Raw genomic sequence first — 24,138 nt, 5'->3', positions numbered from 1 at the left:
AACCGCCTTTACCCTCCCGTCCGCTCCATCGTATCCAAGCACCCATGGCCAGAGCAGCAAAATCGAAACCAGCACCGCTTCGCGACGTCGCCGACCTCACCAAGGCGCAGGCCAAGGTCGAACACATGCGGCTCGCGCTCGAGATCGAGGGGCATAACGAACGCTACTACCAGGACGACGCGCCCACCGTCACCGATGCCGAGTATGACGCGCTGCGCCAGCGCTTCAACGCGATCGAGAAGCGCTTTCCGGAATTCGTCAGCGCGGACTCGCCGTCGCAGAAAGTCGGCGCCGCACCGTCAGGCCGCTTCAAGAAGGTGCGGCATGCCGTCCCCATGCTGTCGCTCGATAACGCCTTTGCGGAAGAGGATCTGCGCGACTTCGTCGGCCGCATCGTCCGCTTCCTGAAGCTCGACGACGACAGAATCGATTTCTCCGCCGAGCCGAAGATCGACGGCCTCTCGATGTCGCTGCGCTATGAGGGTGGTGAGCTCGTCACCGCCGCGACGCGCGGTGACGGCGCGGTCGGCGAGGACGTCACCGCCAATATCCGCACGCTCGAAGACGTGCCGCAAAAGCTGAAGGGCCGCAACGTTCCCGATATCTGCGAGGTGCGCGGCGAGGTCTACATGACCAAGAAGGCCTTTCTCGCGCTCAACGAGCGGCAGAAGGCCGAAGGCGGCACCATCTTCGCCAATCCGCGCAATTCGGCCGCGGGTTCGCTCCGGCAGAAGGACCCGACCATCACCGCCTCGCGTCCCCTCGGCTTCTTCGCCTATGCCTGGGGCGAGATGAGCGCGATGCCGGAGGCCACGCAGAGCGGCATGATCCACTGGTTCGAGCGCTGCGGCTTCAAGACCAACCCGCTGACCAAGCTCTGTCACTCCGTCGAGGAGCTGCTCGCGTTTCATCGTGCGATCGAGGAACAGCGCGCAAGGCTCGAGTACGACATCGACGGCGTCGTTTACAAGGTGGACCGCATCGACTGGCAGGAACGGCTCGGCTTCGTCTCGCGCACGCCGCGCTGGGGCATCGCCCACAAATTCCCGGCCGAGCGCGCCACGACGGTGTTGCGCGACATCGAGATCCAGGTCGGCCGCACCGGCTCGTTCACGCCGGTCGGCAAGCTCGAGCCGGTCGGCGTCGGCGGCGTGATCGTGCAGAACGTCACGCTGCACAACGAGGACTACATCAAGGGTATCGGCAATAAGGGCGAAGTGCTGCGCGAGGGCCGCGACATCAGGATCGGCGACACCGTCGTGATCCAGCGCGCCGGCGACGTCATCCCGCAGGTGGTCGACGTCGTCCTCGACATGCGGCCGAAGAGCGCTAAGGAATACCACTTCCCCAAGAAATGTCCGTGTCCGCTGCATACCGACGTCGTGCGAGGAGAGACGGCCGCTGGCGAAGAGGAGGCACGCGCCCGTTGTACCGGCGAGTTCGCCTGTCCCTATCAGAAGACCGAGCACCTGAAGCTGTTCGTGTCGCGGCGGGCCTTCGACATCGACGGCCTCGGCGAGAAGCAACTTCAGTATTTTTTCGACGAAGGATTCGTGAAGGAGCCAGCCGACATCTTCACGCTGGAAAAGCGCAATGCTAAACTCAAGCTTGAGGACATCGAGGGTTACGGCGTAACCTCGGTGCGCAATTTGTTCAGCGCGATCGAGAGCCGTCGGAAGATCGCGCTGGAGCGTTTTATTTACGCGCTCGGCATGCGCCATATCGGCGAGACCACGGCGCTGGCGCTGGCACGCGGCTACGGTTCCTGGGACGCCTTCCACGATGCCAGCCTCAAGGTCGCCAAGGGCGACGAGGAGGCGATGGCCGAGATGGATGCGCTCGACCAGATCGGCGAGACCGTGATCAAGAGCATCGCCGACTATTTCGGCGAGAGCCACAATCGCGGCATCGTCGAGCGGCTGACCAGGGAGGTCGAGATCATCGACGCCGAGAAGCCGAAGAGCAACTCCGCCGTCGCCGGCAAGACCGTGGTGTTCACGGGCTCGCTGGAGAAGATGACGCGCGACGAGGCCAAGGCCACCGCTGAGCGGTTAGGCGCAAAAGTGTCCGGATCGGTGTCCAAGAAAACCGATCTCGTCGTCGCCGGCCCCGGCGCGGGTTCGAAGCTCGCGGAAGCCACCAAGCATGGCGTCAAGGTGCTGACCGAGGACGAGTGGCTGCAGCTGATCGGGGAGTGACTCTTCCCTTCTCCCCTTGTGGGAGAAGGTGGCGCGTAGCGCCGGATGAGGGGTTCTATCCTCGAGTTCAAACTTTGAGAGGGGGCCCGTGCGGAGAGAGACCCCTCATCCGGCGCGCTACGCGCGCCACCTTCTCCCACAAGGGGAGAAGGAAGAAGGCCTCACCGCGCATCCCTCACATCATCCCGCTCTCTTCCTCTTCCGCCTGCCCGATCAGCGTCTCGCTCACCATGACCTCGCGGCGGGGGACGACGAAGATCATCGTGCAGGCGCAGAGCAGGGAGATCGCCAGCACCGCGGCGGTGAGCGGCAGCGTGGTCGCGGAATGGCCGCCGAGATAGGCGCCGAATTGCGACATCAGCGCGCCGATGCCCTGCTGGAGGAAGCCCATCGCACCTGACGCGGTGCCGGCGGCCTCGGGACGGACGCTGATGGCGCCGGCGGCCGAGTTCGCCATTACGAAGGCATTGCCGACCATCACGATCATCTGCGTGCCGAACAGCCAGGCGGGTGCCTCGTTCCAGCCGGTGAAACTCCACAGCAGGTTCAACAGGCTACCGCAAAGCTGGAGCGCGAGCCCGAACCAGATCAACTTCTCCAGCGAATGCCTGGGCGCGAAGCGCACGCAGAGCAGATTGCCGACGAGATAGGCAAAACCCGTCGTCGCGAACCACGCGCCGTATTCGGCGCTGGTCCTGCCCATCTGCGTCACCACGATATAGGGGCCGCCGCCGGCGAAGGTGAAGATGATCTGCGAGGCGAGCACCTGGCACATCACGTAGCCGACGAAGGCGCGGTTGCGGATCAGGATGCCGACATCGTCGCGAAAGCCGCTGCCGGCGGCGCGGTCTCGGCGCGTTTCGGGCAGCGCGAATGCGATGCCGACGGCGACGATGATCGCGGCGACGGTGATGGCGTAGAAGATCGCGCGCCAGCCGAATGCTGTCTCGATCAGGCCGCCGCTGAGCGGGGAGACCATCTGCCCGATCATCAGCGCCGCGACCACGAGGCTGATCATCGAGGCGACGCGATCGCGCTGGTAGATGTCGCGGATGATGGCGCGGCTCACCACCATGCCGGCGGCGCCGCCCAGCGCCTGGAAGAAGCGCGCGGCGATCAGCTGCGGCAGCGTTTCCGCGAAGATGCAGGCGACGCTGGCCGCGACCATCAGGGCCAGGCCTCCGAGCAGCACCGGGCGTCGCCCGAAACGGTCCGACAGCGGGCCCATGATGAGTTGCGACAGCGCGATGCCGACCATGTACAGCGACACCGTCATCTGCGCGACCGAGATGTCGCTGCCAAATGTCGTCGCCAGCACCGGCAGCGCCGGAACCAGCATGTAAAGCGAGATCGGCGCGATCCCGGTCATGACGACGAGCAACAGCAACACCACGCGCGAGGTCGCGAGGTTCTTCGCCGTTTCCGGCGGTTTGCTAATGATGCCGTGCATGCGTGTCCGTCTGGTAGAAACTCGAATCGGACTGTAGCGCGCTCGCACAAGACGCATATCGGCGTTTCGGAATGCGGCTATACGGATTCCGGGACGGTGATGAGGGCACGATGGCGACCGATTGGGCGCGTTGCTCGCGTCAAAAGCTCGGTGTCATCGCCCGGCTTGACCGGGCGATCCAGTACGCCGCGGCTTCTCCGCATACGTTTGCTGTCTCTGGAATACTGGATTCCCCGCCTTCGAGGGGAATGACAGCGGGGGTGGAAATGAGCCTTGCGCAAATCGTGTGGTGCTATGCGTCGAGCCCGTGAAATGGCGAACTTACGCCTTCAGCTCCGCCGTGGCCTGGTCCAGCCACGCCTTCGTCGTCTCGTCCAGCGCCGGCCGCACCTCGGCCCTGACGCGCGCGTGATAGGCGTTGAGCCAGTCGAGCTCGTCCTTGCTGAGCATGCCGACATCGATCAGCCGGCGGTCGATCGGTGCCAGGGTCAGCGTCTCGAACGCGTTCATCGATTTTTCCGCGCCTTTGATGTCGGCAGCGACCACCAGTTCGAGGTTCTCGATGCGGATGCCGAAACCGTCGGTCTTGTAGTAGCCGGGCTCGTTGGACAGGATCATGCCGCGCTTCAGCGGCGTGGTGCCGAGCTTCGATATCCGCGCCGGTCCTTCGTGCACCGAGAGATAGCTGCCGACGCCGTGGCCGGTGCCATGCTCGAAATCGACGCCGGCGGCCCAGAGATATTGCCGTGCCAGTGTGTCGAGCTGCGCGCCGGTGGCGCCGTCGGGAAAGATCGCCCGCGCGATCGCGATGTGGCCGCGCAGCACACGCGTGAAGCGGTCGCGCATCTCGGCGGTCGGCTCGCCCACGGCCATGGTGCGGGTGACGTCGGTGGTGCCGTCTTCGTATTGTGCACCTGAATCGATCAGCAGCAGATCGCCCGGCACGATCCGCCGGTTGCTCTTGCGGGTGACGCGGTAGTGCACGATCGCGCCATTCGGGCCGGTGCCCGATATGGTCGGGAACGACACGTCCTTCAGTGCGCCGGTGTCGCGGCGGAACGTCTCCAGTGCCTCGACCGCGTCGATCTCGGTGAGCTTGCCGCTTGCCGCCTCGCGGTCGATGAAGGCGAGGAAGCGCGCCAGCGCCACGGCGTCGCGCCGGTGCGCGGTTTGCGTGCCCTTGATCTCGGTCGTGTTCTTGACCGCCTTGAGCAGCGCGATGGGATCGCTGCCGCGCACCGGCCTGCCGCCGGCACCCGTGATCAGCCGGCTGAGGGCATCAGCCGCGGTCGCATTGTCGAGCGCGATCGATCCACCGCTCTTGGCGAGCGCCATCAGCGTCGGCGCCATCGCATCGGGCTCGCGCACGTCGGCGGACTGCTCGAGATGGTCGCGGGTCAGATTGGAGAGCTTGCGGTGATCGATGAAGATGGTGGGACGGCCGTCCTTCGGCACCAGCGCATAGGACAGCGGCAGCGGCGTATGCGCGACGTCGGCGCCGCGGATGTTGAAGGTCCAGGCAACGGCGTGGCTGTCGGACAGCACCAACGCATCGACGCCGAGCTTGCCGATCTCGCTCCTGATCTGCGTCAGCTTCTCGGCTTCAGTCACGCCGGCATGTTGCATCCCGTGCACCGTGACCGGCGCAATCGGCGGCTGTGGCCGGTCTTGCCAGATCGCATCGACCGGATTGCTGTCGACGGCGACCAACTCGGCACCGGCCTTGGTGCAGGCGGCGGCCAAACGCTCGGCTGCCGCAAAAGTGTGCAGCCACGGATCAAATCCTAGGCGGTCGCCGGCCTTCAGGTGTGCCGACATCCAGCTTTCCGGCGGGGGATCGATCAGAGATTCCACGGCCCAGGCCCTTGAATCGACCTGCTTGGCCGCCTGGATCGTGTAGCGGCCATCGACGAAGACCGCAGCCTCGTGCGTCAGCACCACCGCCAGTCCTGCCGAGCCGGTAAAACCGGTCAGCCAGGCCAGACGCTCTTCCGAGGGCGGCACATACTCATTCTGCTGCTGGTCGGCGCGTGGAATCACGAAACCGGTCAGCTTGCGGCGGGCGAGTTCTTCACGGAGCGCGGCCAACCGCGCCGTCAACGCGACGCCGGCCTCGGGCTCCTCGAATGTCTGGAAGTGCGCTTCGAACATGGTGGATCACTTTAGGATCATGCGGATCAGTCCGCAATGTAGACGCATTTGAGGTCGCATCTGGCATGGACTGTGCTTGAACAAGTTCCATTCGAATTGAGTGGAGTACAGGATGCGGCAGTTGCGCTTCGTCCGGATAACAGGGAAATTCGAGCAAGTTGTTCATCTCAATGACGAGGGGACACTCGATGCCAGCGTTCACGTTTGAGAAGATTACGCCGCCGGTGCGCCGCGCCCCGGCTGCCGCAACACCGAAGAAACCGCGCGGCCTCATCAACCAGATGATCGACCGTTTCGCCGAACGCCGCGCGAGGCGCGCCTCGCAGGCCGAGCGCGCGATGCGCCCGGACGAGAAGGCCGCAAAGTAGCGGCATCTACGGCAGCAGCCGTACTCACCCCATCTTCCGCAGCAACAGGCTGCTCCATCCCTCGATCCGCAAGTGCTTCAGAGGCACGAGGCCGCGCGCGCGGTAGGCGGCGATCACGGCGGGGACCTGGGGCGTCAACAGACCGGAGAGGATGACGCGCCCTCCGGTCGCGAGGTGCCGCGTCATCGGGCCCGCCAATTGCCGTAACGGATTGGCCAGGATGTTGGCCAGCACCAGGTCGAACGGGCCGCATCTGCCGAAATCGGCCGCCGCGAAGCCGGTGGCGCGGATCACTCGCACATGATGACCGACTTCGTTCAACAAGGCGTTCTCGGCTGCCACCTTGACCGAGGCCGGGTCGATGTCGGAGGCCAGCACCGCGCGATGCAGCGCCTTCGCCGCCGCTATCCCCAGCACGCCGGTCCCGGTGCCGAGGTCAAGCAGGCGGCCCGGCCGGGTGCTTTTCAAGACATGGTCAAGCAGGAGTAAACAGCCGCGCGTGGTGCCGTGATGGCCGGTGCCGAAGGCGAGGGCCGCCTCGATCTCGATGGCGAGCTTGTTTGGCGCCACGCGGTCGCGGTCATGGCTGCCGTGGACGACGAAGCGCCCGGCCGGCACCGGGACGAGATCTTCCAGGCTCGACTTGACCCAGTCCCTGGCTTCGACGGTGTCGAAGGCGAGCGTGTCGGCGATCTCATTTCCTGCTGATGTTGCAACGAGTTCGCGCAGCCACGCCCGGTCCGGCGCGTTCGCGAAATGCAGCGCGACGTCCCACTGTCCGTTCGGTTGCTCGAACGCGGCGACCGCCGCATCGTCCTCGAAGAACATTTCAGTGAGGACGTCGACAATGCGCTTGGCGGCGGTCTCGCTGCCGATCGAAAAACTGGCGCGATGGGTGGAGGGCTGCATATCTCAGGGTTCCGTCCGGTTCAATTTTTGGAACTTTTGTTTCCAATATTTTGCATAACTTGCATTTAAGGGATTAACCCGACCGCAGGTTGTATTCCGTACATTTCCGGGTGTTGGGCAACCCACACAGCTTGAAATAGAATAGGAGGCGAGACTTGAAGCGCATGATTTTGAAGTTCTGGACCGACGATTCAGGTGCAACCGCAATCGAGTATGGCCTGATCGCAGCCGGCATCGCGCTGGCGATCATCACCGTGGTGAACGGCCTGGGCACCACCATGAACGAGAAGTTCACTTCGATTAGCAGCTCCTTGAAGTAATTTCCGCTTTCCATTTCCCGGCGGGGCCAATTCTCCACACGACTGCTTTCGACCAGCGCCCGTCGGGGGAATTGCCCCTGGCGGGCGAAGTCGTTTTGGGGACAGGTTTTCACAGAATGCCCACAGGCTGTCCGCTGGTTTTTCCGGGCTGTGTCCACGCATTAGCCCGCCGCTCATCCCCGCATTTTCCACCAATTTGTACCAAGCTTGGAGGGGCGTAACCCACCGCTCTTCCACAGCTCTGCCAACAGCCTTGTCCACAGCCCATCCACAGGGTTATCCACGGCTTCCGAACAGCGAGCGATGATCCCTCAGGATCGCCCGCGCGGCGTTGTGGCCGGGGGCGCCGGTGACGCCGCCGCCGGGGTGGGCGCCCGAGCCGCAGTGATAGAGGCCCTTCACGGGTCCGCGATAATCGGCATGGCCCAGCATCGGCCGCGCCGAGAACAGCTGGTTCAGCGTCAGCGCGCCGTGGAAGATGTCGCCCCCCAACAGGCCGAACTGCCGTTCAAGGTCGAGCGGTGACAGGATCTGGCGGCCGAGCACGCTTGTCGCAAAACCCGGCGCGTACTTGTCCACCGTCGCGATCATGAGGTCGGCGACCTCGTCGCGATGGTCGTCCCACGACTTTCCATCGGGAAGCTCCGGCGCGACGTGCTGGCAGAACAGGCTCGCGACATGTTGTCCTGCGGGCGCGAGCGTATCGTCGAGCGTCGAGGGGATCAGCATTTCCACGACGGGCTCCCGGCTCCAGCCGTGCGCGCGGGCATCGAGAAAGGCACGGTCCATGTAGCCGAGATCAGGGGCCAGGATGATGCCCGAGGTGAGATGATCGCCGTCGCCTGGCAGCGCCGTGAAGGAGGGCAGGCGGTCCAGTGCCACGTTCATGCGGAAGGTGCCGGAGCCGTTCTTCCAGTGCCGGATGCGGTCGAGGAAGGGTTGGGGAAGCGCATCGGCGGCGACCAGCCGCGTATAGAGCAGCTTCGGATTGACGCTGGCTGCGACATATTTCGCGCGGATCGTCGTGCCGTTCTCCAAGGCCACGCCGACCGCGCGGTCGCGCTCGACGACGACTTCGCGCACGCCCGCATCGGTGTCGATCACAACGCCGCGGTCGCGTGCGGCGCGGGCCATGGCTTGCGTGATCGCGCCCATGCCGCCGATGGCGTGACCCCAGACGCCCTTCTTGCCGTTCACCTCGCCGAAGGCGTGATGCAGCATCACATAGGCCGAGCCCGCGGCGTAGGGGCTGGCATAATTGCCGACGATGGCATCGAAGCCGAACAGCGCCTTGACCAGATCATGCTCGAAACGTTCGTCCAGCATCTCGCCGGCCGAGCGGGTGAAGAGATCGAGCAGGCTGCGGCTCTGCTCCAGCGACAGCCCACGCAGGATGTTGGCGCTCTGGATTGCGTTCACGGCTTCGCGGATCGAGGCCGTGCCGAAACCATCGAGCAGATTTGGCGGCGCGCGCAGCACGAATTGCCGGAGCACGTCGGCGATATCTTCCAGCTCGCGCGAAAAGCCGTCGAGCGCGTTTGCGTCATGCGCGCTCAGCCGTGCGACGGACGCCTGCGTCCGCCCCTCGCCGGTGAGCAGATAGCTGCCGTCGGGGGCGGGCAGAAAGTTCTGCGCGCGCCGTTCGACGATGCGCAGGCCCTGTTCGGCCAGCTTCAAGTCGCGGACCACCTGCGGATTGAGCAGGCTCACGGTGTAGGCCGCGACCGAATTGCGGAAGCCCGGATGAAACTCCTCCGTGACCGCGGCCCCGCCGACCACCTTGCGGCGCTCGACCACGCGCACGCGCAAGCCGGCCATCGCGAGATAGGCCGCGCAGGTGAGGCCGTTATGGCCAGCGCCGATGATGATGACGTCGGTTTCGATCATGAAGGGTGCAAGCTGTTCCACGCTCATTCCGGGACGGTCTGAGCGACCCGGTTCGGAATGACATCTGTATATGAAGCATTCCCCGCTGCAACATCACGAGACCCTTTATTGCCCGTTCAGGCGCCTTGTGCTCCATTGCGCGCGCCCGGCGCCCGCCGGGGTTATGCCGGAGCTTCCATGGATTCGATCGTGCAACCCGCCACGGAGCAGCCGTCCTCGTCACGCAACCGGCTGCTGCTGACGGTCTACACCGCCGCGATCTTCGTCAGCGCGCTGTTGCTGTTCTCGGTGCAGCCGCTGTTCACGAAGATGGTCCTGCCGCGGCTCGGCGGCTCGCCGGCGGTGTGGTCGGTGGCGATGGTGTTCTTCCAGTCGCTGCTGCTGGCGGGCTACGCCTATGCGCATATGTTGATGCAGGTGAGGAACCGCATCGTTCCGGTGGTGGTGCATCTCCTGTTGCTGATCGCGGCCTTCGTCACGCTGCCGCTCGGCATCGCCTCGGCCTATGGCGATCCGCCCGCTTCGGGCTACGCGATCTGGCTGCTCGGCCTGTTCGTGATCTCGATCGGGCTGCCGTTCTTCGCGCTCGCCGCCAACAATCCGTTGCTCCAGGCCTGGTTCGTCCGCACCGGGCATCCTGCCGGACATGATCCCTATTTCCTCTATGCGTCCTCCAACATCGGCAGCTTCCTCGCCCTGCTGTCCTATCCGTTCCTGCTGGAGCCGATGTTCACGCTGCACACACAGAACCGGCTCTGGACCGGCGGTTACGGCATTCTGATCCTCCTGATCGCCGCATGTGGCGTGCTGCTGTTGCGCTCGCCGAAGCTTGCCTTGGTCGATGCACGAACTGAGGATTTGAATGCGCCGGCGCCCGGTTTCATGACGCGGCTGCGTTGGATATTCCTCGCCGGAGTGCCGTCCGGGCTGCTCATCGCCGTCACCGCGCACATCTCGACCGACGTTGCGGCGGCGCCGTTGCTGTGGGTGCTGCCGCTGTCGCTGTACCTCTTGACCTGGGTGGTGGTGTTCCAGTCGCGGCCGCTGCTGCCGCACAAATGGATGCTGATGCTGCAGCCGGTCGCGATCGCGGGCGTCGTCTTCCTGCTGGCCTTCGGGGGCGAACAGAACCTGCTGCTGACGCTCGGCGGGCATCAATTGTGCTTCTTCGTCATCGCAATGGCCTGCCACGGCGAATTGGCGCGGACCCGGCCGGCCGCCAAATATCTCACCGGATTCTATGTCGCGCTGTCGTTCGGCGGCATGGTCGGCGGCCTCTTCGCGGGGCTCGTCGCGCCGTTCACATTCTCCTGGATCGCGGAATATCCGATCCTGGTCGCGCTTGCCGCGCTGTGCCGGCCACCCGCGAACGAGCGGCTGGCGGGCATCGTCAAATGGTACTGGCTGGCGCTTGCCGCGCTCGCCGTCGTCCTCATTGGGCCGTCCACCACGACGGGCGGGCTATCGACATGGTTCGAGGATCACCGCGTCTGGACGGCCGGCGGCGTCGGCGTGCTCGCCGCGCTGCTGGCGCTGACGGTCAACGCCGGCCGCTGGAAGATATTCGCCACCGTCGCGCTCGCGCTGGCGTTGATCCGGGTTTATCCCGCGGACGAAGGCCGCGTCACCACGGTGCGCAGCTTCTTCGGCGTGCACAAGATCGTGGTGACGCCCGGCGGCTATTTCCACGTGCTGATGCACGGCACCACGATCCACGGCGCCGAGCGCTTCCTCAACAATGACGGCACGCCGGTCACCGGCCGGCCCGAGCCGATCACCTACTATCACAAGGACGGCGGCATCGGTCAGGCCGTCACCGCGATGCGCGAGCGCAAGGGCGCGCCGCTGAAGGTCGCGGCGATCGGCGTCGGATCGGGCACGCTCGCCTGCGCCGCCGAGCCAAACGAGAGCTGGACATTCTTCGAGATCGATCAGTCCATGGTCGACGCGGCAAGCGATCCGAAGAATTTCCGCTACATCTCGAGCTGTATGCCGGGTCTGAAGCCGGTGATCGGCGATGCCCGCCTCACCTTCGCGAAGGAGCCGGATGGCGCTTATGATCTCATCATCGTCGATGCCTATTCGTCGGATGCGATCCCGATCCATCTTGCGACCGAGGAGGCGATGAAGATCTACAAGGACAAGCTCGCTCCGCACGGCGCCGTGGTGATGCACGTCTCCAACCGCCACCTCGATCTCGAGACCGTCGTGGTCGGCATCGCCGATGCCAACGATCTCAAGAGCTGGGTCTACAACGAGGATTCGGGGCGCGATGGTGACTACATTTTCTCGACCGACGTCGTCATCTCCGCCCGCGAGGATGCCGACGTCGGCAGGCTCGCATCGTCGAAAGCATGGGAGCAGACCGAAGCCGACGACAGGGTGCGGGTCTGGACCGACGATTACTCCAACATTTTGGGCGCGCTGTACCGGCGTTTGAGGGACGGGGAGTAGGGCCCGCTTCTACGGCTCCACCGCTGTCCCCGCGGGCAATGCAATTGCCTTCTCGCCCGCGACCTGTCGCAACAAATCGGGCCGGTCGGAGATGATCCCGTCGACGCCGATCTCGATCATGCGCGCCATGTCCTCGGGCTTGTTGACGGTCCAGACCACGACACGCAGCCCGAGCGTATGAGCCTCCGAGATAAGTGCCGCGGTCACGTCGCCGAAATAGGGCGACCAGATCGCGCCGCCCGCAGCCTTGATGGTTCGGGGCAGCGACCCGCCGTGATCGGCCGGGCTGAACCCAGCCGTCCACTTGGTCGCCTTGTCCAGCGCCACCGTCTGGCCCGAGCCGCGCTGGAGCGTCAGGTACACCGTCGGCAGCTTCGGTGCCCGCTGCTGGACCAGCAGCAGGGTCCGCCAGTCGAACGACTGGATCATGACGCGGTCGGAGAATTTTTCGGCTTCGATCACCTCGAGCAGCCTGGTGACGAAAGATTGCGGATCGAGCGTCTCGTCCGGATGGTTCGGATCGATCTTGGTCTCGATGTTGAAGCGCACGCGCGTATTGCCGGATTTGCGCACGAGCGCGAACAGCTCGCTTAAGGTCGGAATGCGGGTCCCGGGCATGGCGCGCTGATCGGGGAATTGCTTCGCGTAAGGGCTGTCTGGCCGGATCTGGCCGACGTCGTAGGTCCTGACGTCGGCGAGCCGCAGCTTCACGAAGGGCGTGCCGGGGGCCGCGACGTAGGCGCCGCTCGCATCCCGCGTGATATCAGGGTTGAGCCCCCGCTCATGCGACACGACGACTTCGCCGTCGGCGGTGATGCCGACGTCGAGCTCCAGCGTGTCCACGCCCATCGACAGCGCGTTGGCGAACGCCGGCAGGGTGTTTTCCGGCAGCAGTGCCCGCCCGCCGCGATGGGCTTCGAGGTCGAAAGCCGAATCAGATGCCGAATCGAATCCCATGGCCGGCCCCGCAATGAGAAGTGACAGTACGGTCAAGATCGTCGCAGCACGTGACGGCATGACGGCTCGTGGGGCAAGGGGAAAGGGGCGATATTTCAACGCGTTTTGGCGCGTCCGGCCGATTGTATAGGTTTTCGTGGCTGTTGAAACCTTGGGCGGTGGCTTGGGCGGTGGCTTGGGTTGCGGCCGGCGCGGGGGTATGTACTCATGGTCGGTGCCCTGGAATCCCGCCCGTGCAGCAGCAACGCGATCATCGAATTATCCGCAGCCGGCATTTTCGCCGGATGCAGCGGCGGCATTTCATCATCTTCGACGTCTTGCCTTTCCTCGGCACGCTGCTGGCGCTGGTCCTTCTGCTCTACCGCCCGATCGGCGCGATCGAGCTTGGCCTGTTCGTCGGCTTCTGGCTGGTCACCGGCCTCGGCCTCACCGTCGGCTATCACCGGCTCTTTACCCACCGCGCCTTCGCGACCTCCACAGCGATGAGTGCGATCCTGGTCGTGATGGGATCGATGGCCGGCCGCGGTCCCATGCTGTCCTGGGCGGCAATGCACCGCCGGCACCACGAATTGTCCGATCACGACGGCGATCTGCATTCGCCGCGGCTGCACGGCGACGGCGCATTCGGCCGCCTGCGCGGCTTCCTGCACGCGCATTTGACCTGGATGATCGAGCACGATTATCCCAACGTTGCGCACTATGTCCCGGATCTGATAGCAGATCGCAGACTGGTTGCCGTCAACAGCTACTATTACACTTGGGTCGGTCTCGGCCTGGTGCTGCCGGCCGCGATCGGCGGCCTCGCCACCATGAGCCTGTGGGGCGCACTCACCGGCTTGCTCTGGGGCGGCGTAGTGCGCATGTTCGTGGTCGAGCAGACCATGTCCGCCATCAACTCCGTGATGCACAGCTTTGGCGCGCAGCCTTTCGTCACCCGCGACGACAACAGCCGCAATCTCGGCGTGATGGCCTGGCTTGCCTGGGGCGAGGGCTGGCACAACAACCACCATGCCTTTCCCTATTCCGCAGCGTTCGGCCTGCGCTGGTTCGAGTTCGATCCCGGCTTCATCTTCATCCGGGCGCTGGAAGCGCTGGGACTGGCCTGGGACGTCAAGGTGCCGAGCGAGGAGAAGATTGCGCGACGCATGCTACGGCAGCCGGGCGACGCTGCGCCCGACCTCGAAACGGGCTGAGCATCATCCGCCGGCTCACGCCGGCGATGGCGCGGCTTTGAACCGATGCTGTTCAACGACTATCCCTTTCTCCTGGTCTTTCTGCCCGCGGCGCTGCTGATCTATCGCTTGGCCGATCCCTATCCGGGCTTGCGTATCGGCGTGCAGGTAGCGCTGTCGCTCGCCTTCTATGCCTGGGGCAGCCCGTCCTTCATCCTGCTCCTGATCGGCTCCATCGCGATCAACTGGCTCGCCTCGGTCGCCTATGAGCGCGTGAAGTGGCCGGCAGTGCTGACGCTGGTGATCGGGCTCGATCTTGCGGTGCTGGCGCTGTTCAAATACGCCAACTTCCTTCTTGCCAATCTCAGTCTCGTACTGGGTACGAGGTTGCCGGTGCTCGACGTCGGGCTGCCGCTCGGCATATCCTTCTTCACCTTTCACCACATCATGTATCTGGTTGACCTGAAGCGCGGCAGGGCGCCGCTCTATGCGCTCGACCGCTACGCGCTCTACATCGCCTTCTTCCCGCAGGCGATCGCCGGCCCGCTGGCGCGCTGGTCGGAGGTGATGCACCAGTTCGGCAGGCAGGTCTACGTTCCGGGCTGGCAGCGCCAGTTTTGCGTCGCCACCTGCTTCATCGCGATCGGCCTGCTCGAAAAAATCGTGATCGCCGACGGCCTCGCGCATCTGCTCGATCCCATCTACGCGCAGGCATCGAGCGGGCCGCTGCCGGGCGGTGACGCGTGGCTCGCCTTCTGCTTCTCCTTCCAGATCCTGCTCGATTTCTCCGGCTATTCCGACATCGCGATCGGCCTCGGCCTGCTGTTCGGCGTGCAGCTGCCGTACAATTTCGATGCGCCGCTGCGCTCGACCAATATCCAGGATTTCTGGCAGCGCTGGCACATCACCCTGATGCTGTTCCTGCGCGACTACGTGTTTTATCCGCTGGTCAATCTCCGCCTGCTGCCGCGGCGCTGGCTTCCCGTACAGTTTTTCGCCGCCATGATGATCACCATGGCGCTGTGCGGCCTCTGGCACGGCGCGAGCTGGACCTTCGTGCTGTGGGGTGTTTTGCACGGGCTTGCGCTGGTTGCTTGCACGCTGTGGCGTCGCTATGGCCCGACGTTCCCATCATGGCTCGGCTGGGCGCTGACCGTGTTGTTTGTGCTCGCGACCGGCGTGATTTTTCGCGCGGGCTCCGTGGAGGCGGCCTGGCACGTCTTCTGCGGACTGCTTTCGCCGCTGCCGCTCGAGCGCGGAAAGCATTTGTGGCCGCTGATTGTCGCGCCGCTGTTCGCCTTCCTGCTGCCAGCGAGCCAGGACATCGTAGCGGTGCTCACGCGTCGCCCCAATCCGTGGCTCGCTGCTCTGCTCGGTCTTGGGTTATTCGCATTGCTGCTCCACATGGGTGGTCGGGATCTGCATGACTTCGTTTACTTCAAGTTCTGAGACCGACCCCGGCTGGGGCCGGAGCTTGCTCGCGTGTCTGGGCACGCTGATCGCCGCTGCGCTGCTGGTGCTCGCACTCATGGTAGCGGTCGATCCCTATGACAGCGGCAAGCTCGGCCTGCTCGGTATCGACGGCGTCGATAATCGTCTGACCCAGATCACGGCCGCGAGCCGCGCCAGGAATCCGGTTTTCAATGCCGCGATCCTGGGCAATTCAACGGCGCAGATGATCGAGCCGGCGGAATTGTCGCGCGCGACCGGCCAGCGATTCGTGCAGCTCTACATGACCGGTGCGGTTCCCCGCCAGGAGCTCGCGGTGCTGGACTTCTTCCTGCGGAATCACCGGGAGGTCGGCGCACTGGTGATCGTAGCCGACCCCGGCTGGTGCGCGCATGCACGTGCCAAGGAGGAGGGCGGCGTCCCATTCCCCGACTGGCTCTACGACAGAAGCGTCGTCACCTACGCCGCACGGCTGATCTCCTGGCAGGCGATCGAGCAGGCTTTTCAACGCATCAGTATCGGGCTTGGCCGGCGACCACGGATGAACCCTGACGGCTTTGTCAGCTATGAGGATATCTGGCCGCCGGGTCAGTTCAAGGAAGTCGGCTGGCCAAGGGATCCGGCGGCGTCCTTGTCCGCCGAGATGCGGGCGACATTTCCCGAGATTGCTGCGCTGGCAGATACCGTCAGGACATTGCCGGCCGATGTGCCCGTCGTCATCATCGTGCCGCCGACCTTCGCGACCACCGTGCCGGAGCCCGGCACGGAAGCCGCCCTGGAGCGCAGCGCCTGCGATACTGCGCTGAAGAAAGTGGTCGCGGGCCGACCGCGCAGCAATTTCATCAGCTACCGAGTTGACAACGCTCTCACGCGCGACCGCGCCAATTTTGCCGATTTCATCCATTATCGCCCAATTCTCGCGCGCAAGATCGAGCAGGGGATCGCTGCGAGCCTGCGCGATGGGGAGAGCGCGAAGATCGATTTCTGAGTCGTCTCAGCCGAGCTGCTCAAAACCGCCATCGAGCCAGAGCTTGCGCGCCAGCTTGCGCTGGATCTTGCCGCTGGTGGTCTTCGGCAGGGTGCTGGGCCGGATCAGCGCGATGTGGCGCACGGAGAGTTCGTGGTTGTCGGCGACGGCCTCGCGAATCCGGCCCTTGATCGCTTCGGTGTCGATCGAGTGGCGCGCGGTGCGCTCGATTTCCTGGACGATGACGAGTGCCTCTTCGCCGCTCTCATCCGGCACCGAGAACGCCGCGCCGCAATTTTCGCGCAAAGCTCCATCGAGCGATTGCACGGTGCGCTCGACGTCCTGGGGATAATGGTTGATGCCGCGGACGATGATGAGGTCCTTGATCCGGCCCGTGACGAACAATTCGCCTGTCACGTCGAGGAAGCCGAGGTCGCCGGTGCGCAGCCACGCCCCGTTTTCGCCGGCAATCTGCGCATTGAGCCCCTCGCGCGTCGCCTCGTCGTTGCGCCAATAGGCGCGGGCAATATTGGCGCCGTTCACCCATATCTCACCGACGCGGTGCGCAGGCAGGCGCGTGCGGTTGTCCGCGTCCACGATGGCGATCCGCTCGCCGGTGAGCGCGCGGCCGCAGCCGACGGCGATCTGCGTATCTTCGGCGCTGGAAGGCTCTTCCGCCGCATGCGCCTGAAGCGCCGTGCGGCTCAGGCTGCGTGTGACATGATCCTCGCCACGGCGTCCGCCGGAAATCAGGAGCGTCGCTTCCGCCATTCCGTAGGCGGGATACATCGCGCGGGGGGCGAGGCCGTGCGGCGCAAATGTCTGGGTAAACCGTTCGATGGTTTCCGCATGCACCGGCTCTGCACCGTTCAGCGCGATCCTGAGCGAGGACAAGTCGACACCCTCCATCTGGTCGGCGCGATAGCGGCTGACGCAGAGGTCGAAGCCGAAATTCGGGCTGCACGCCACTTCCGCCCGATAGTGCGAGATCGCGCGGAGCCAGCCGAGCGGCCGCTGCATGAATGCGTTCGGCGCCATCAGCACGCAGGTCGCGCCGACGTAGAGTGCCTGCAGTGCGTTCAGGATCAGCCCCATGTCGTGATAGAGCGGCACCCAATTGACGTAAGTCGATTGCCGGGTGTTGCCGAGCGCGAGCCGGATCATCTCGAGATTAGCGAGCAGATTGGCGTGGCTTACCATCACGCCTTTCGGCGCGGACGTCGAGCCGGAGGTATATTGAAGGAAGGCGGTGTCGTCCGGCGCCGGCTCGGGCAGTTTGATTGTCTCACCATCGGCCGCGGCGAGATCGACCTCGATCCAGCGAATGTCCGCTTGCTCGAAGCGTGCCCGCAGATCACCACGGAGCAAGACGGCCGAATTGGTCAGCGCAACCGCCGGCGTGCAATTGGCGAGGATCGCGACGCTGGCATCGCGCGCGCTGTTTCGCCGCGGCATCATCATCGGCACGGCGATGATGCCGGCCATCAGACAGCCGAAGAACGCCACCATGAATTCGATGCCGGGCGGAAACACCAGAATGGCGCGGTCGCCGCGACGCGCGGTCACAGTCAATCGCTGCGCAAGGGCGGATGCGGAGCGATGCAGTTGGTGGAAGGTGAGGATAGCTTCCTCCGTCCCGCGATCGGAGACGAAGGCATAGGCGCGGTCGTCGGCCTGCTCCGCCGCACGCCGGGCTAGCAGTGCCACGAGCGAGCGGAAAGTTTCCATGGGTTGCGCCGGCTTCAGCCGCCCTCAGGCGGCGGGGCGGATTGCGCGCTTGTCGACGAGAAATCGCGACAAGGCTTCAACGGTTGGATGGTCGTAAAAATCGTCCGTCGATAGTTCGAGGTCGAGCTTCTCCTCGAGTTCCATCATCAGGTAGACCAGCATCGCCGAATCGAGGCCGAGGCGGCTGAATTTCGTGCTGATATCGACGCGATCCCTTGAGATTCGCAGGATATTTGCCAGGGCGGTAACGCAGAAATCCGAAATCTGCTCGCGTGTTATGTCATGTCCCAGAAACAATGGAACGACAATAGGGCTGCCCCCCTGGTTGTCAATTTGGTCGGAACGCCGCTGCGTTGAAGGTTGTGGACTGTTGCTTCCTTGCGTCGGCCGGTGCCCAATCCGTGCACAGGCTGGCGCTATTCCTGCGGTCGACTGCCGCAAGCGCCCGTCGCGGCAGCGGCTTTCTGATTCGCTGGCGCGGCAACGCCCCGTTCAGATAGAGTCAGTTCTGGTAGTAATAGCCACGCGGTTGGTAAACCTGCCGGGGCTGCGGCTGATAATAGGTGCCGTTGCCCTGATTGTAATATTGCTGCGGCTGCTGCTGATAGACTTGTGCGTCATAGAGCGGACGGGTGCCGCGCGGCGCCGGGTAGCGCGCGCTGGTGTCGCTGCCGTCGGCCGGATAGATGTAGTTGTCATCCTGCGGCATGTAGCGGCGGGCAGGTGCGGCCTGAGGCGTCAGGTTCACGGGATCGCCTGATGTGGCGTATTGTTCTTCGGCGGGCTGCGGCGCGCGGGCCACTGCCGTGGGGCTGCGGCCACGCGGATTGCGCGCTAGCGCCACTTGCGCCGAGCCGGTCAGTGTCACCGTGGTGTTGAGCACGCCCTGTTGCTGCACCAGCGCGTAGAGCGTCGTGGCATTCTGGCGCGACAGCCGCACGCAGCCGTGCGAGGCGGGCGTGCCGAGCCGGCCGACCGAGTCGGTGCCGTGGATGGCGTGCCCGACCTTGGTGAAGAAGATCGCGTGCGGCATCGGCGCGTCGTCGAATTCCTTGGAGTAGTGATCCTCTTCCATGCGGAAGGTGCGGAACGCGCCGTTCGGCGTCTCCCGCGAGGGGATGCCTGTCGACACCGGCCAGTGGTAGCGCGCGACGCCGTCGACAGCGACGGTCATCTGCTGATTGTCTTTGTCGACGGTGATCTCGACCTTGGCCTGCGCGGCGCCCGCGCTCAAAAGCATCAGGGAGGTGAAAGCAATAAAAAACGAACGCATCTGACTTGTGGCCTCCGGCCTGTTCACACTAGGCGCCGCGGCTCTCCGTCCCCCGGCGTGCACTATGCCTGCAATCCGGCTTTCGTTCCAGCGGCCTGCAAAGCTAACCTTATTGCCATCGTTAACGGGACGCCCGGCGTAAGCAAGGCCGCTTTGTGCCGCAAAGCCAGCGGCGACGCTGACATTTTCGCGAGCGGGAGATGCGTTCATAATGCCGACAATTCATCACAATGGCGCAACCATTTGGCTTCATCGGAGTTGCGATTGACCCGCCTCGGACGGCGGCTTCCGCTGCTGGTTTTACCCTTGGGAATGAAGATGAACAAAGTTTGCGTCGCCGCCGCCTCTCGGCCGGCCGGTCTGCCTTTCCGTCTGCTCTTCGCTGGCGCCGCCGTTCTGGCGGCGCTGTCCTGCATCCCACAGCCTGGCCACGCCCAAGGCATCGTTCGGGGCGCCCAGGAAGGTTCTTATGAAGGCAACCGGATCGCCGGCCCCGTCGGCGGCGTGGTTGGTGGCGCGGTCGGCGCCGGCGTTGGAGGAGCGGTGGGGGCAGTCGAGGGCGTGTTCGGCATTCCTCATCGCGGCCACCGTCGCTGCCGCGGCTATTACGATGGATACAACCGCTTCCACTGCTATCGGTAGTGGCTAGCGATTCCGGGGCGCGCGTGCCCCGGAATGACGGCCGGGGTCAGTTCTTCAACCGATATCCCGTACGGAAAATCCACCAGATCACGACCAGGCAGATCACCAGGAACGCCGTCGTCATGCCGATGCTGACGGCCATGCTGACATCCGCGATCTCGTAAAAGCTCCATCGGAAGCCGGAGATCAGATAGACGACCGGATTGAGCAGCGCCACCGTGCGCCAGGCGGGCGGCAGCATGTCGATGGAATAGAAGCTGCCGCCGAGGAAGGTCAACGGCGTCACCACCAGCATCGGGATCATCTGCAGCTTTTCGAATCCGTCGGCCCAGATGCCGATGATGAAGCCGAACAGGCTGAACGTCACCGCCGTCAGCACCAGGAAGGCCAGCATCCAGACCGGATGGTGGATGTGCAGCGGCACGAACAGTCCGGCCGTGGCGAGGATGATCAGGCCGAGGATGATCGATTTGGTCGCGGCCGCGCCGACATAGCCGAGCACGATCTCGAAATAGGAGATCGGCGCCGACAGGATCTCGTAGATCGTGCCGGTGAATTTCGGGAAGTAGATGCCGAAAGAGGCGTTGGCGATGCTCTGCGTCAGCACCGAGAGCATGATCAGGCCCGGCACGATGAAGGTGCCGTAGCTGACGCCCTCGACCTGGCTGATGCGCGAGCCGATCGCGGCGCCGAACACCACGAAATACAGCGAGGTCGAGACCACCGGCGACACGATGCTTTGCAGCAGCGTGCGCCAGGTGCGCGCCATTTCGAACAGGTAAATGGCGCGGACAGCCCGGTAGTTCATGACGCCCTCACGAGATCGACGAAGATGTCCTCGAGCGACGATTGCGTCGTGTCGAGATCGTTGAAACGGATGCCGGCCGTGCGGAGGTCGCCGAGCAGGCTGGTGATGCCGGTGCGCTCGCCCTTGGTGTCGTAGTCGTAGACCAGGGTCGCGCCGCCGTCGCAGAGGTCGAGCTCGTAATGCCTGAGGCTCTCCGGCAGCGCATCGAGCTTGCCTTGCAGATGCAGCGTCAGCCGCTTCTTGCCGAGCTTCTGCATCAAGGTGGCCTTGTCCTCGACCAGCACGATCTCGCCCTTGTTGATGACGCCGATGCGGTCGGCCATCTCCTCGGCTTCCTCAATGTAGTGCGTGGTCAGGATGATGGTGACGCCGGATTGCTGGAGCGTGCGCACCACTTCCCACATGCCCTTGCGCAGTTCGACGTCGACCCCGGCGGTCGGCTCGTCCAGGAACAGGATCTGCGGCTCGTGCGACAGCGCTTTCGCGATCATCACGCGGCGCTTCATGCCGCCGGAGAGCGTGATGATCTTGCTGTCCTTCTTGTCCCACAGCGAGAGGTCCTTCAGCACCTTCTCGATATGATCGGGATTCTTCGGCTTGCCAAACAGCCCGCGGGAGAAGCTCACGGTCGCCCACACGCTCTCGAAGGCATCGGTGTGCAATTCCTGCGGCACCAGCCCGATCAGCGAGCGCGCCTTGCGATAGGAGGTCTGGATGTTCTCGCCGCCGACGAGGACCTTGCCTTCGCTCGGATTGGCGATGCCGCAGACGATCGAGATCAGCGTGGTCTTGCCGGCCCCATTGGGGCCGAGCAACGCGAAGATCTCGCCGCGCCTGATGTCGAGATTGACGTTCTTGAGCGCCTTGAAGCCGGACCCATAGGTCTTCGACAAATTGGCGACGGAAATGATGGAGGACATGATGGCCGCAAGTCTGAGGGGGCGAAAGCTGGGGAGGGGAGGCTGGAACCTGCCGGGAGGGGCAGGTCAGCGGAGCCCTGAGATAGGAAGGCCCTTGCGCGGCTGCAATTAGCCGGAGAAGAATGGCCTCAAAACAGGCCCTTCCGTGGCAGGTTTCGGGCAAGTGTTGCGCGATGGTCACGGCTTGCTGCTAAGATCGTCGTTCACGCGGCTCTTTGTTGCGTCTGCGAGCAGGCCATGGCTACGATTCCGGCTGAAGCATATTCCCAGGGAAAAGATCGATGAGACCGAACGGCCGTCACACCGCTGGCGCCAGCCAGTTGTCCGCCCTCCGTGCCTGGGCGATGGGCCTGCTCCTGCTGTCAGCTGTTGCCATCAGCCCGACCACCGCTAAGGCGGCGCCGAGCCAGGCTGCGGTCGCGACCACGCATGTCTACCTGCTCCGCGGCGTGCTCAACATCTTCTCGCTCGGACTCGACACCATCGGCGCCCGGCTCCAGGCGCAGGGCATCCCGGTGACCGTCTCGAATTTCGTGTCGTGGTCCTCGCTCGCCGATGAGGCCGCCACCGCCTACAAGGCCGGCCGGCTCAAGACCATCGTGCTGGTGGGGCATTCCTCCGGCGCGACGGCGCTGCCGGACATGATCGCCAAGCTCAACCGTCTTGGCGTGCCCGTGAAACTCGCGATCGGGCTCGACTCCGTGTTCAAGACCAAGCTGTCGACCGGCGCGGAGCGCTACATCAACATCTATATCGGTGACGGCCCCGGCGAGCCGGTGAAGCGCGCGGACGGTTTTCGCGGCAAGCTCGACAATGTCGACGTCCGCGGGTCCGGCGTCGGCCACATCTCGATCGACAAGAACGAGGCGATCCAGCGCCGCGTGATTGCCGAGATCGACGCTGCAATCATGCGCTCGCGCGCACCTGCTCCGGTTGCCGAACCCGGCGCCCCCAGGCCGGCGCGCTCGGCGGCAGCAACGGCTCCCCGGAATTAACCCCTTCGCCGCAAGCCGCTGAATTGACAATGCCGCCGTCATGCCGACGGCGGCATTGTCGTATCTGCAGAGCCAAACTCGATCACCTGCCGGTCGAAGGAAGGGAACTCGGCACACGATCTGGTGTTGTCACACCATGACAAGGAAACGAAACGTCGGCCCCATGGCGGTTCAGCCCAAGCGAGCGTGGGCCGGTCGACCTGTTTCCGAAAATGTCCTTGAGAAAAGGCCGCAGCCTCAATCGAGCCAATTGAGCGCGAAGCGAGCCGGCCTGTTGAGGCAGCACGCGCTGCGAACGCAGCGGGCGTTGCTCGCCGACAACCGCGACGGTCGCAAGAGTTAAGAGTTCCTCGAATTGACAGGCCGGTTTCCGGTGTGCCGTCTGTCTGGGGCCAGTCCACGTGAAGTTTTTTCAGTGCCCGTCATGCCGCCATCCTGTCTCGTTCGAGCACGTCGCGTGCGCGAATTGCAGCACCGAGCTGGCGTTCGATTCCTCGTGCATCGAAATGACGAAACTTGCATCCCATCAAGCGTGCCGTAACCGCGAGATCATCGGCTGCAACTGGTGTGTCGAGGGCGCGGACTGGTATTGCGGCTCGTGCCGCCTCACGCGCACGATTCCAAACCTCGGCAGCACCAGAAACATCATGCTCTGGCGTCGCATGGAGGAAGCCAAGCGCCGTCTTCTCTATGATCTCGGTCGCCTCAGGCTTCCGCTCGCATCGCGCACCGGCGAACAATTGGCTTTCGACATTCTCTCCGACGAGGTCAGTCCGATCCTGACGGGGCATCTCTCGGGCCTGATCACGCTCAACCTTGTGGAGGCCGACGATGTCGAGCGAGAAGCTCGCCGCGTGGCGTTCCGGGAGCCGTACCGTACGCTGCTCGGGCATTTCCGGCACGAGATCGGTCATTTCTATTGGGACCTGCTCGTTGACGGCACGACATTCCAGGCGCCGTTCAAGCTGATCTTCGGTGACCAGGCGCAGGACTATCAGGCCGCGATCAACTCATATTACAGCCGCGCCGATCGTTCATACGACCGAAGCGGCTTCATCAGCGAGTACGCCACGTCCCACCCCTGGGAGGATTGGGCGGAAACGTTCGCGCATTTCCTGCATATCGTGTCGACGCTCGACTCGCTGGCAGGTTTGCCGTTGTCGCTGGACGAGCGCGCCCGCCAGACCCTGACGGATCCCTATCTCGAGAGCGACTTCGAGGCACTTTTGGCCCTGTGGATGCCGCTTGCTCGCAGCATCAACGAGCTCAACCGCTCGCTCGGGATGAGCGACGCATATCCCTTCGACATATCGCCGGCGGTCAAGGGCAAGCTGCATCTCGTCCACATGGCGATCAGCGCATTCCGCGATCAGCGGAGCCTGGCGGCGTAAACGTCGCAGCGGACAGCCCCCGTTACGTCAGGAAGGCGCGAATGCTGTCCGCGATCTCCTTCGCGTGCTGCTCCGGTTGCAGTGTCCCGCGCGATCGGG

General features: G+C 64.2%; 20 protein-coding genes. 10 read left to right on the top strand and 10 right to left on the bottom strand.

The window, feature by feature from the left end:
* The first annotated feature begins 44 nt into the window (after window positions 1-44).
* Entirely contained in the window at window positions 45-2,198 is a 2,154-nt protein-coding gene (gene ligA, locus BRA1417_RS0133975) for an NAD-dependent DNA ligase LigA (protein WP_027519612.1), read from the top strand.
* Window positions 2,199-2,373: 175 nt separating this feature from the next.
* On the opposite strand, the gene BRA1417_RS0133970 is transcribed toward ligA, so the two are convergent.
* Together BRA1417_RS0133970 and BRA1417_RS0133960 are read right to left on the bottom strand one after the other, a co-directional pair.
* On the bottom strand, window positions 2,374-3,648 hold the full coding sequence (locus BRA1417_RS0133970; protein ID WP_027519611.1) for a multidrug effflux MFS transporter: 1,275 nt from the start codon (window positions 3,646-3,648) through the stop codon (window positions 2,374-2,376).
* Window positions 3,649-3,969: 321 nt separating this feature from the next.
* Complete coding sequence (locus tag BRA1417_RS0133960) at window positions 3,970-5,799, bottom strand: aminopeptidase P family protein (RefSeq protein WP_027519610.1); 1,830 nt, start codon at window positions 5,797-5,799, stop codon at window positions 3,970-3,972.
* Window positions 5,800-5,987: 188 nt separating this feature from the next.
* On the opposite strand from BRA1417_RS0133960, the gene BRA1417_RS0133955 reads away from it, so the two are divergent.
* Window positions 5,988-6,167, top strand: coding sequence for a hypothetical protein (locus BRA1417_RS0133955; RefSeq protein WP_027519609.1), 180 nt, complete (start codon window positions 5,988-5,990; stop codon window positions 6,165-6,167).
* Between the two features lie 24 nt (window positions 6,168-6,191).
* Here BRA1417_RS0133955 and BRA1417_RS0133950 read toward each other — a convergent pair whose 3' ends face one another.
* A complete protein-coding gene (locus tag BRA1417_RS0133950) occupies window positions 6,192-7,076 on the bottom strand; it encodes a 50S ribosomal protein L11 methyltransferase (protein ID WP_027519608.1) in 885 nt (294 codons plus the stop codon).
* A 164-nt stretch (window positions 7,077-7,240) separates the two neighbouring features.
* On the opposite strand from BRA1417_RS0133950, the gene BRA1417_RS0133945 reads away from it, so the two are divergent.
* The gene (locus BRA1417_RS0133945) at window positions 7,241-7,396 is read left to right on the top strand and encodes a Flp family type IVb pilin (protein ID WP_085349137.1); all 156 of its coding nucleotides are present in this window, start codon (window positions 7,241-7,243) and stop codon (window positions 7,394-7,396) included.
* Window positions 7,397-7,672: 276 nt separating this feature from the next.
* Here BRA1417_RS0133945 and BRA1417_RS0133940 read toward each other — a convergent pair whose 3' ends face one another.
* Window positions 7,673-9,283, bottom strand: a complete 1,611-nt coding sequence (locus BRA1417_RS0133940) for an NAD(P)/FAD-dependent oxidoreductase (RefSeq protein ID WP_027519606.1) — start codon at window positions 9,281-9,283, stop codon at window positions 7,673-7,675.
* Between the two features lie 177 nt (window positions 9,284-9,460).
* Here BRA1417_RS0133940 and BRA1417_RS0133935 point away from each other — a divergent pair, with 177 nt between their 5' ends.
* A complete protein-coding gene (locus BRA1417_RS0133935; protein WP_027519605.1) occupies window positions 9,461-11,737 on the top strand; it encodes a fused MFS/spermidine synthase in 2,277 nt (758 codons plus the stop codon).
* A gap of 9 nt (window positions 11,738-11,746) precedes the next feature.
* On the opposite strand, the gene BRA1417_RS0133930 is transcribed toward BRA1417_RS0133935, so the two are convergent.
* Window positions 11,747-12,754 (bottom strand): glycerophosphodiester phosphodiesterase, encoded by a 1,008-nt coding sequence (locus tag BRA1417_RS0133930; RefSeq protein ID WP_027519604.1) that lies wholly within the window; start codon window positions 12,752-12,754, stop codon window positions 11,747-11,749.
* 173 nt (window positions 12,755-12,927) lie between these two features.
* Here BRA1417_RS0133930 and BRA1417_RS0133925 point away from each other — a divergent pair, with 173 nt between their 5' ends.
* The 3 genes from BRA1417_RS0133925 to BRA1417_RS0133915 are packed head-to-tail and all read left to right on the top strand — an operon-like array spanning window position 12,928 to window position 16,303.
* Window positions 12,928-13,887 (top strand): acyl-CoA desaturase, encoded by a 960-nt coding sequence (locus BRA1417_RS0133925; protein WP_245286312.1) that lies wholly within the window; start codon window positions 12,928-12,930, stop codon window positions 13,885-13,887.
* 45 nt (window positions 13,888-13,932) lie between these two features.
* Window positions 13,933-15,315, top strand: coding sequence for an MBOAT family protein (locus BRA1417_RS0133920; protein ID WP_027519602.1), 1,383 nt, complete (start codon window positions 13,933-13,935; stop codon window positions 15,313-15,315).
* Window positions 15,316-15,340: 25 nt separating this feature from the next.
* Window positions 15,341-16,303, top strand: a complete 963-nt coding sequence (locus tag BRA1417_RS0133915; protein ID WP_245286311.1) for a hypothetical protein — start codon at window positions 15,341-15,343, stop codon at window positions 16,301-16,303.
* Window positions 16,304-16,309: 6 nt separating this feature from the next.
* Here BRA1417_RS0133915 and BRA1417_RS0133910 read toward each other — a convergent pair whose 3' ends face one another.
* The 3 genes from BRA1417_RS0133910 to BRA1417_RS0133900 form a co-directional block, all read right to left on the bottom strand.
* Window positions 16,310-18,010: a fatty acyl-AMP ligase gene (locus tag BRA1417_RS0133910; protein ID WP_027519600.1), complete on the bottom strand. Its 1,701-nt coding sequence runs from the start codon at window positions 18,008-18,010 to the stop codon at window positions 16,310-16,312.
* 24 nt (window positions 18,011-18,034) lie between these two features.
* Window positions 18,035-18,451 (bottom strand): acyl carrier protein, encoded by a 417-nt coding sequence (locus tag BRA1417_RS45785; protein WP_245286310.1) that lies wholly within the window; start codon window positions 18,449-18,451, stop codon window positions 18,035-18,037.
* A 61-nt stretch (window positions 18,452-18,512) separates the two neighbouring features.
* Window positions 18,513-19,283, bottom strand: coding sequence for a L,D-transpeptidase (locus BRA1417_RS0133900; protein ID WP_027519598.1), 771 nt, complete (start codon window positions 19,281-19,283; stop codon window positions 18,513-18,515).
* Between the two features lie 318 nt (window positions 19,284-19,601).
* On the opposite strand from BRA1417_RS0133900, the gene BRA1417_RS0133895 reads away from it, so the two are divergent.
* The gene (locus BRA1417_RS0133895; protein ID WP_027519597.1) at window positions 19,602-19,925 is read left to right on the top strand and encodes a hypothetical protein; all 324 of its coding nucleotides are present in this window, start codon (window positions 19,602-19,604) and stop codon (window positions 19,923-19,925) included.
* A 46-nt stretch (window positions 19,926-19,971) separates the two neighbouring features.
* On the opposite strand, the gene BRA1417_RS0133890 is transcribed toward BRA1417_RS0133895, so the two are convergent.
* Together BRA1417_RS0133890 and BRA1417_RS0133885 are read right to left on the bottom strand one after the other, a co-directional pair.
* Window positions 19,972-20,733: an ABC transporter permease gene (locus BRA1417_RS0133890; protein WP_018454266.1), complete on the bottom strand. Its 762-nt coding sequence runs from the start codon at window positions 20,731-20,733 to the stop codon at window positions 19,972-19,974.
* Window positions 20,730-21,653 carry an ABC transporter ATP-binding protein gene (locus BRA1417_RS0133885; protein ID WP_027519596.1) on the bottom strand — a complete coding sequence of 308 codons (924 nt, stop codon included), beginning with the start codon at window positions 21,651-21,653 and terminating at the stop codon, window positions 20,730-20,732. The genes BRA1417_RS0133890 and BRA1417_RS0133885 overlap by 4 nt, the downstream gene beginning before the upstream one ends.
* A gap of 281 nt (window positions 21,654-21,934) precedes the next feature.
* Here BRA1417_RS0133885 and BRA1417_RS0133880 point away from each other — a divergent pair, with 281 nt between their 5' ends.
* Together BRA1417_RS0133880 and BRA1417_RS0133875 are read left to right on the top strand one after the other, a co-directional pair.
* Window positions 21,935-22,648 (top strand): hypothetical protein, encoded by a 714-nt coding sequence (locus BRA1417_RS0133880; protein WP_027519595.1) that lies wholly within the window; start codon window positions 21,935-21,937, stop codon window positions 22,646-22,648.
* A gap of 401 nt (window positions 22,649-23,049) precedes the next feature.
* Window positions 23,050-24,039: a putative zinc-binding metallopeptidase gene (locus BRA1417_RS0133875; RefSeq protein WP_027519594.1), complete on the top strand. Its 990-nt coding sequence runs from the start codon at window positions 23,050-23,052 to the stop codon at window positions 24,037-24,039.
* Window positions 24,040-24,138 lie beyond the last annotated feature (99 nt).

This window comes from Bradyrhizobium sp. WSM1417 (assembly GCF_000515415.1).
In the GTDB taxonomy this organism is placed as follows: domain Bacteria; phylum Pseudomonadota; class Alphaproteobacteria; order Rhizobiales; family Xanthobacteraceae; genus Bradyrhizobium.
Note: the sequence above shows the minus strand (reverse complement) of the source record. Positions and strands in the feature narration are given on the sequence as shown.

What these genes read in the sequence shown, in the direction of transcription:
- ligA (WP_027519612.1), top strand. Translation starts at nt 45, where the DNA reads ATGGCCAGAGCAGCAAAATCGAAACCAGCACCGCTTCGCGACGTCGCC.
- BRA1417_RS0133970 (WP_027519611.1), bottom strand. Translation starts at nt 3,648, where the DNA reads ATGCACGGCATCATTAGCAAACCGCCGGAAACGGCGAAGAACCTCGCG.
- BRA1417_RS0133960 (WP_027519610.1), bottom strand. Translation starts at nt 5,799, where the DNA reads ATGTTCGAAGCGCACTTCCAGACATTCGAGGAGCCCGAGGCCGGCGTC.
- BRA1417_RS0133955 (WP_027519609.1), top strand. Translation starts at nt 5,988, where the DNA reads ATGCCAGCGTTCACGTTTGAGAAGATTACGCCGCCGGTGCGCCGCGCC.
- BRA1417_RS0133950 (WP_027519608.1), bottom strand. Translation starts at nt 7,076, where the DNA reads ATGCAGCCCTCCACCCATCGCGCCAGTTTTTCGATCGGCAGCGAGACC.
- BRA1417_RS0133945 (WP_085349137.1), top strand. Translation starts at nt 7,241, where the DNA reads ATGATTTTGAAGTTCTGGACCGACGATTCAGGTGCAACCGCAATCGAG.
- BRA1417_RS0133940 (WP_027519606.1), bottom strand. Translation starts at nt 9,283, where the DNA reads ATGATCGAAACCGACGTCATCATCATCGGCGCTGGCCATAACGGCCTC.
- BRA1417_RS0133935 (WP_027519605.1), top strand. Translation starts at nt 9,461, where the DNA reads ATGGATTCGATCGTGCAACCCGCCACGGAGCAGCCGTCCTCGTCACGC.
- BRA1417_RS0133930 (WP_027519604.1), bottom strand. Translation starts at nt 12,754, where the DNA reads ATGCCGTCACGTGCTGCGACGATCTTGACCGTACTGTCACTTCTCATT.
- BRA1417_RS0133920 (WP_027519602.1), top strand. Translation starts at nt 13,933, where the DNA reads ATGCTGTTCAACGACTATCCCTTTCTCCTGGTCTTTCTGCCCGCGGCG.
- BRA1417_RS0133910 (WP_027519600.1), bottom strand. Translation starts at nt 18,010, where the DNA reads ATGGAAACTTTCCGCTCGCTCGTGGCACTGCTAGCCCGGCGTGCGGCG.
- BRA1417_RS0133900 (WP_027519598.1), bottom strand. Translation starts at nt 19,283, where the DNA reads ATGCGTTCGTTTTTTATTGCTTTCACCTCCCTGATGCTTTTGAGCGCG.
- BRA1417_RS0133895 (WP_027519597.1), top strand. Translation starts at nt 19,602, where the DNA reads ATGAACAAAGTTTGCGTCGCCGCCGCCTCTCGGCCGGCCGGTCTGCCT.
- BRA1417_RS0133890 (WP_018454266.1), bottom strand. Translation starts at nt 20,733, where the DNA reads ATGAACTACCGGGCTGTCCGCGCCATTTACCTGTTCGAAATGGCGCGC.
- BRA1417_RS0133885 (WP_027519596.1), bottom strand. Translation starts at nt 21,653, where the DNA reads ATGTCCTCCATCATTTCCGTCGCCAATTTGTCGAAGACCTATGGGTCC.
- BRA1417_RS0133880 (WP_027519595.1), top strand. Translation starts at nt 21,935, where the DNA reads ATGAGACCGAACGGCCGTCACACCGCTGGCGCCAGCCAGTTGTCCGCC.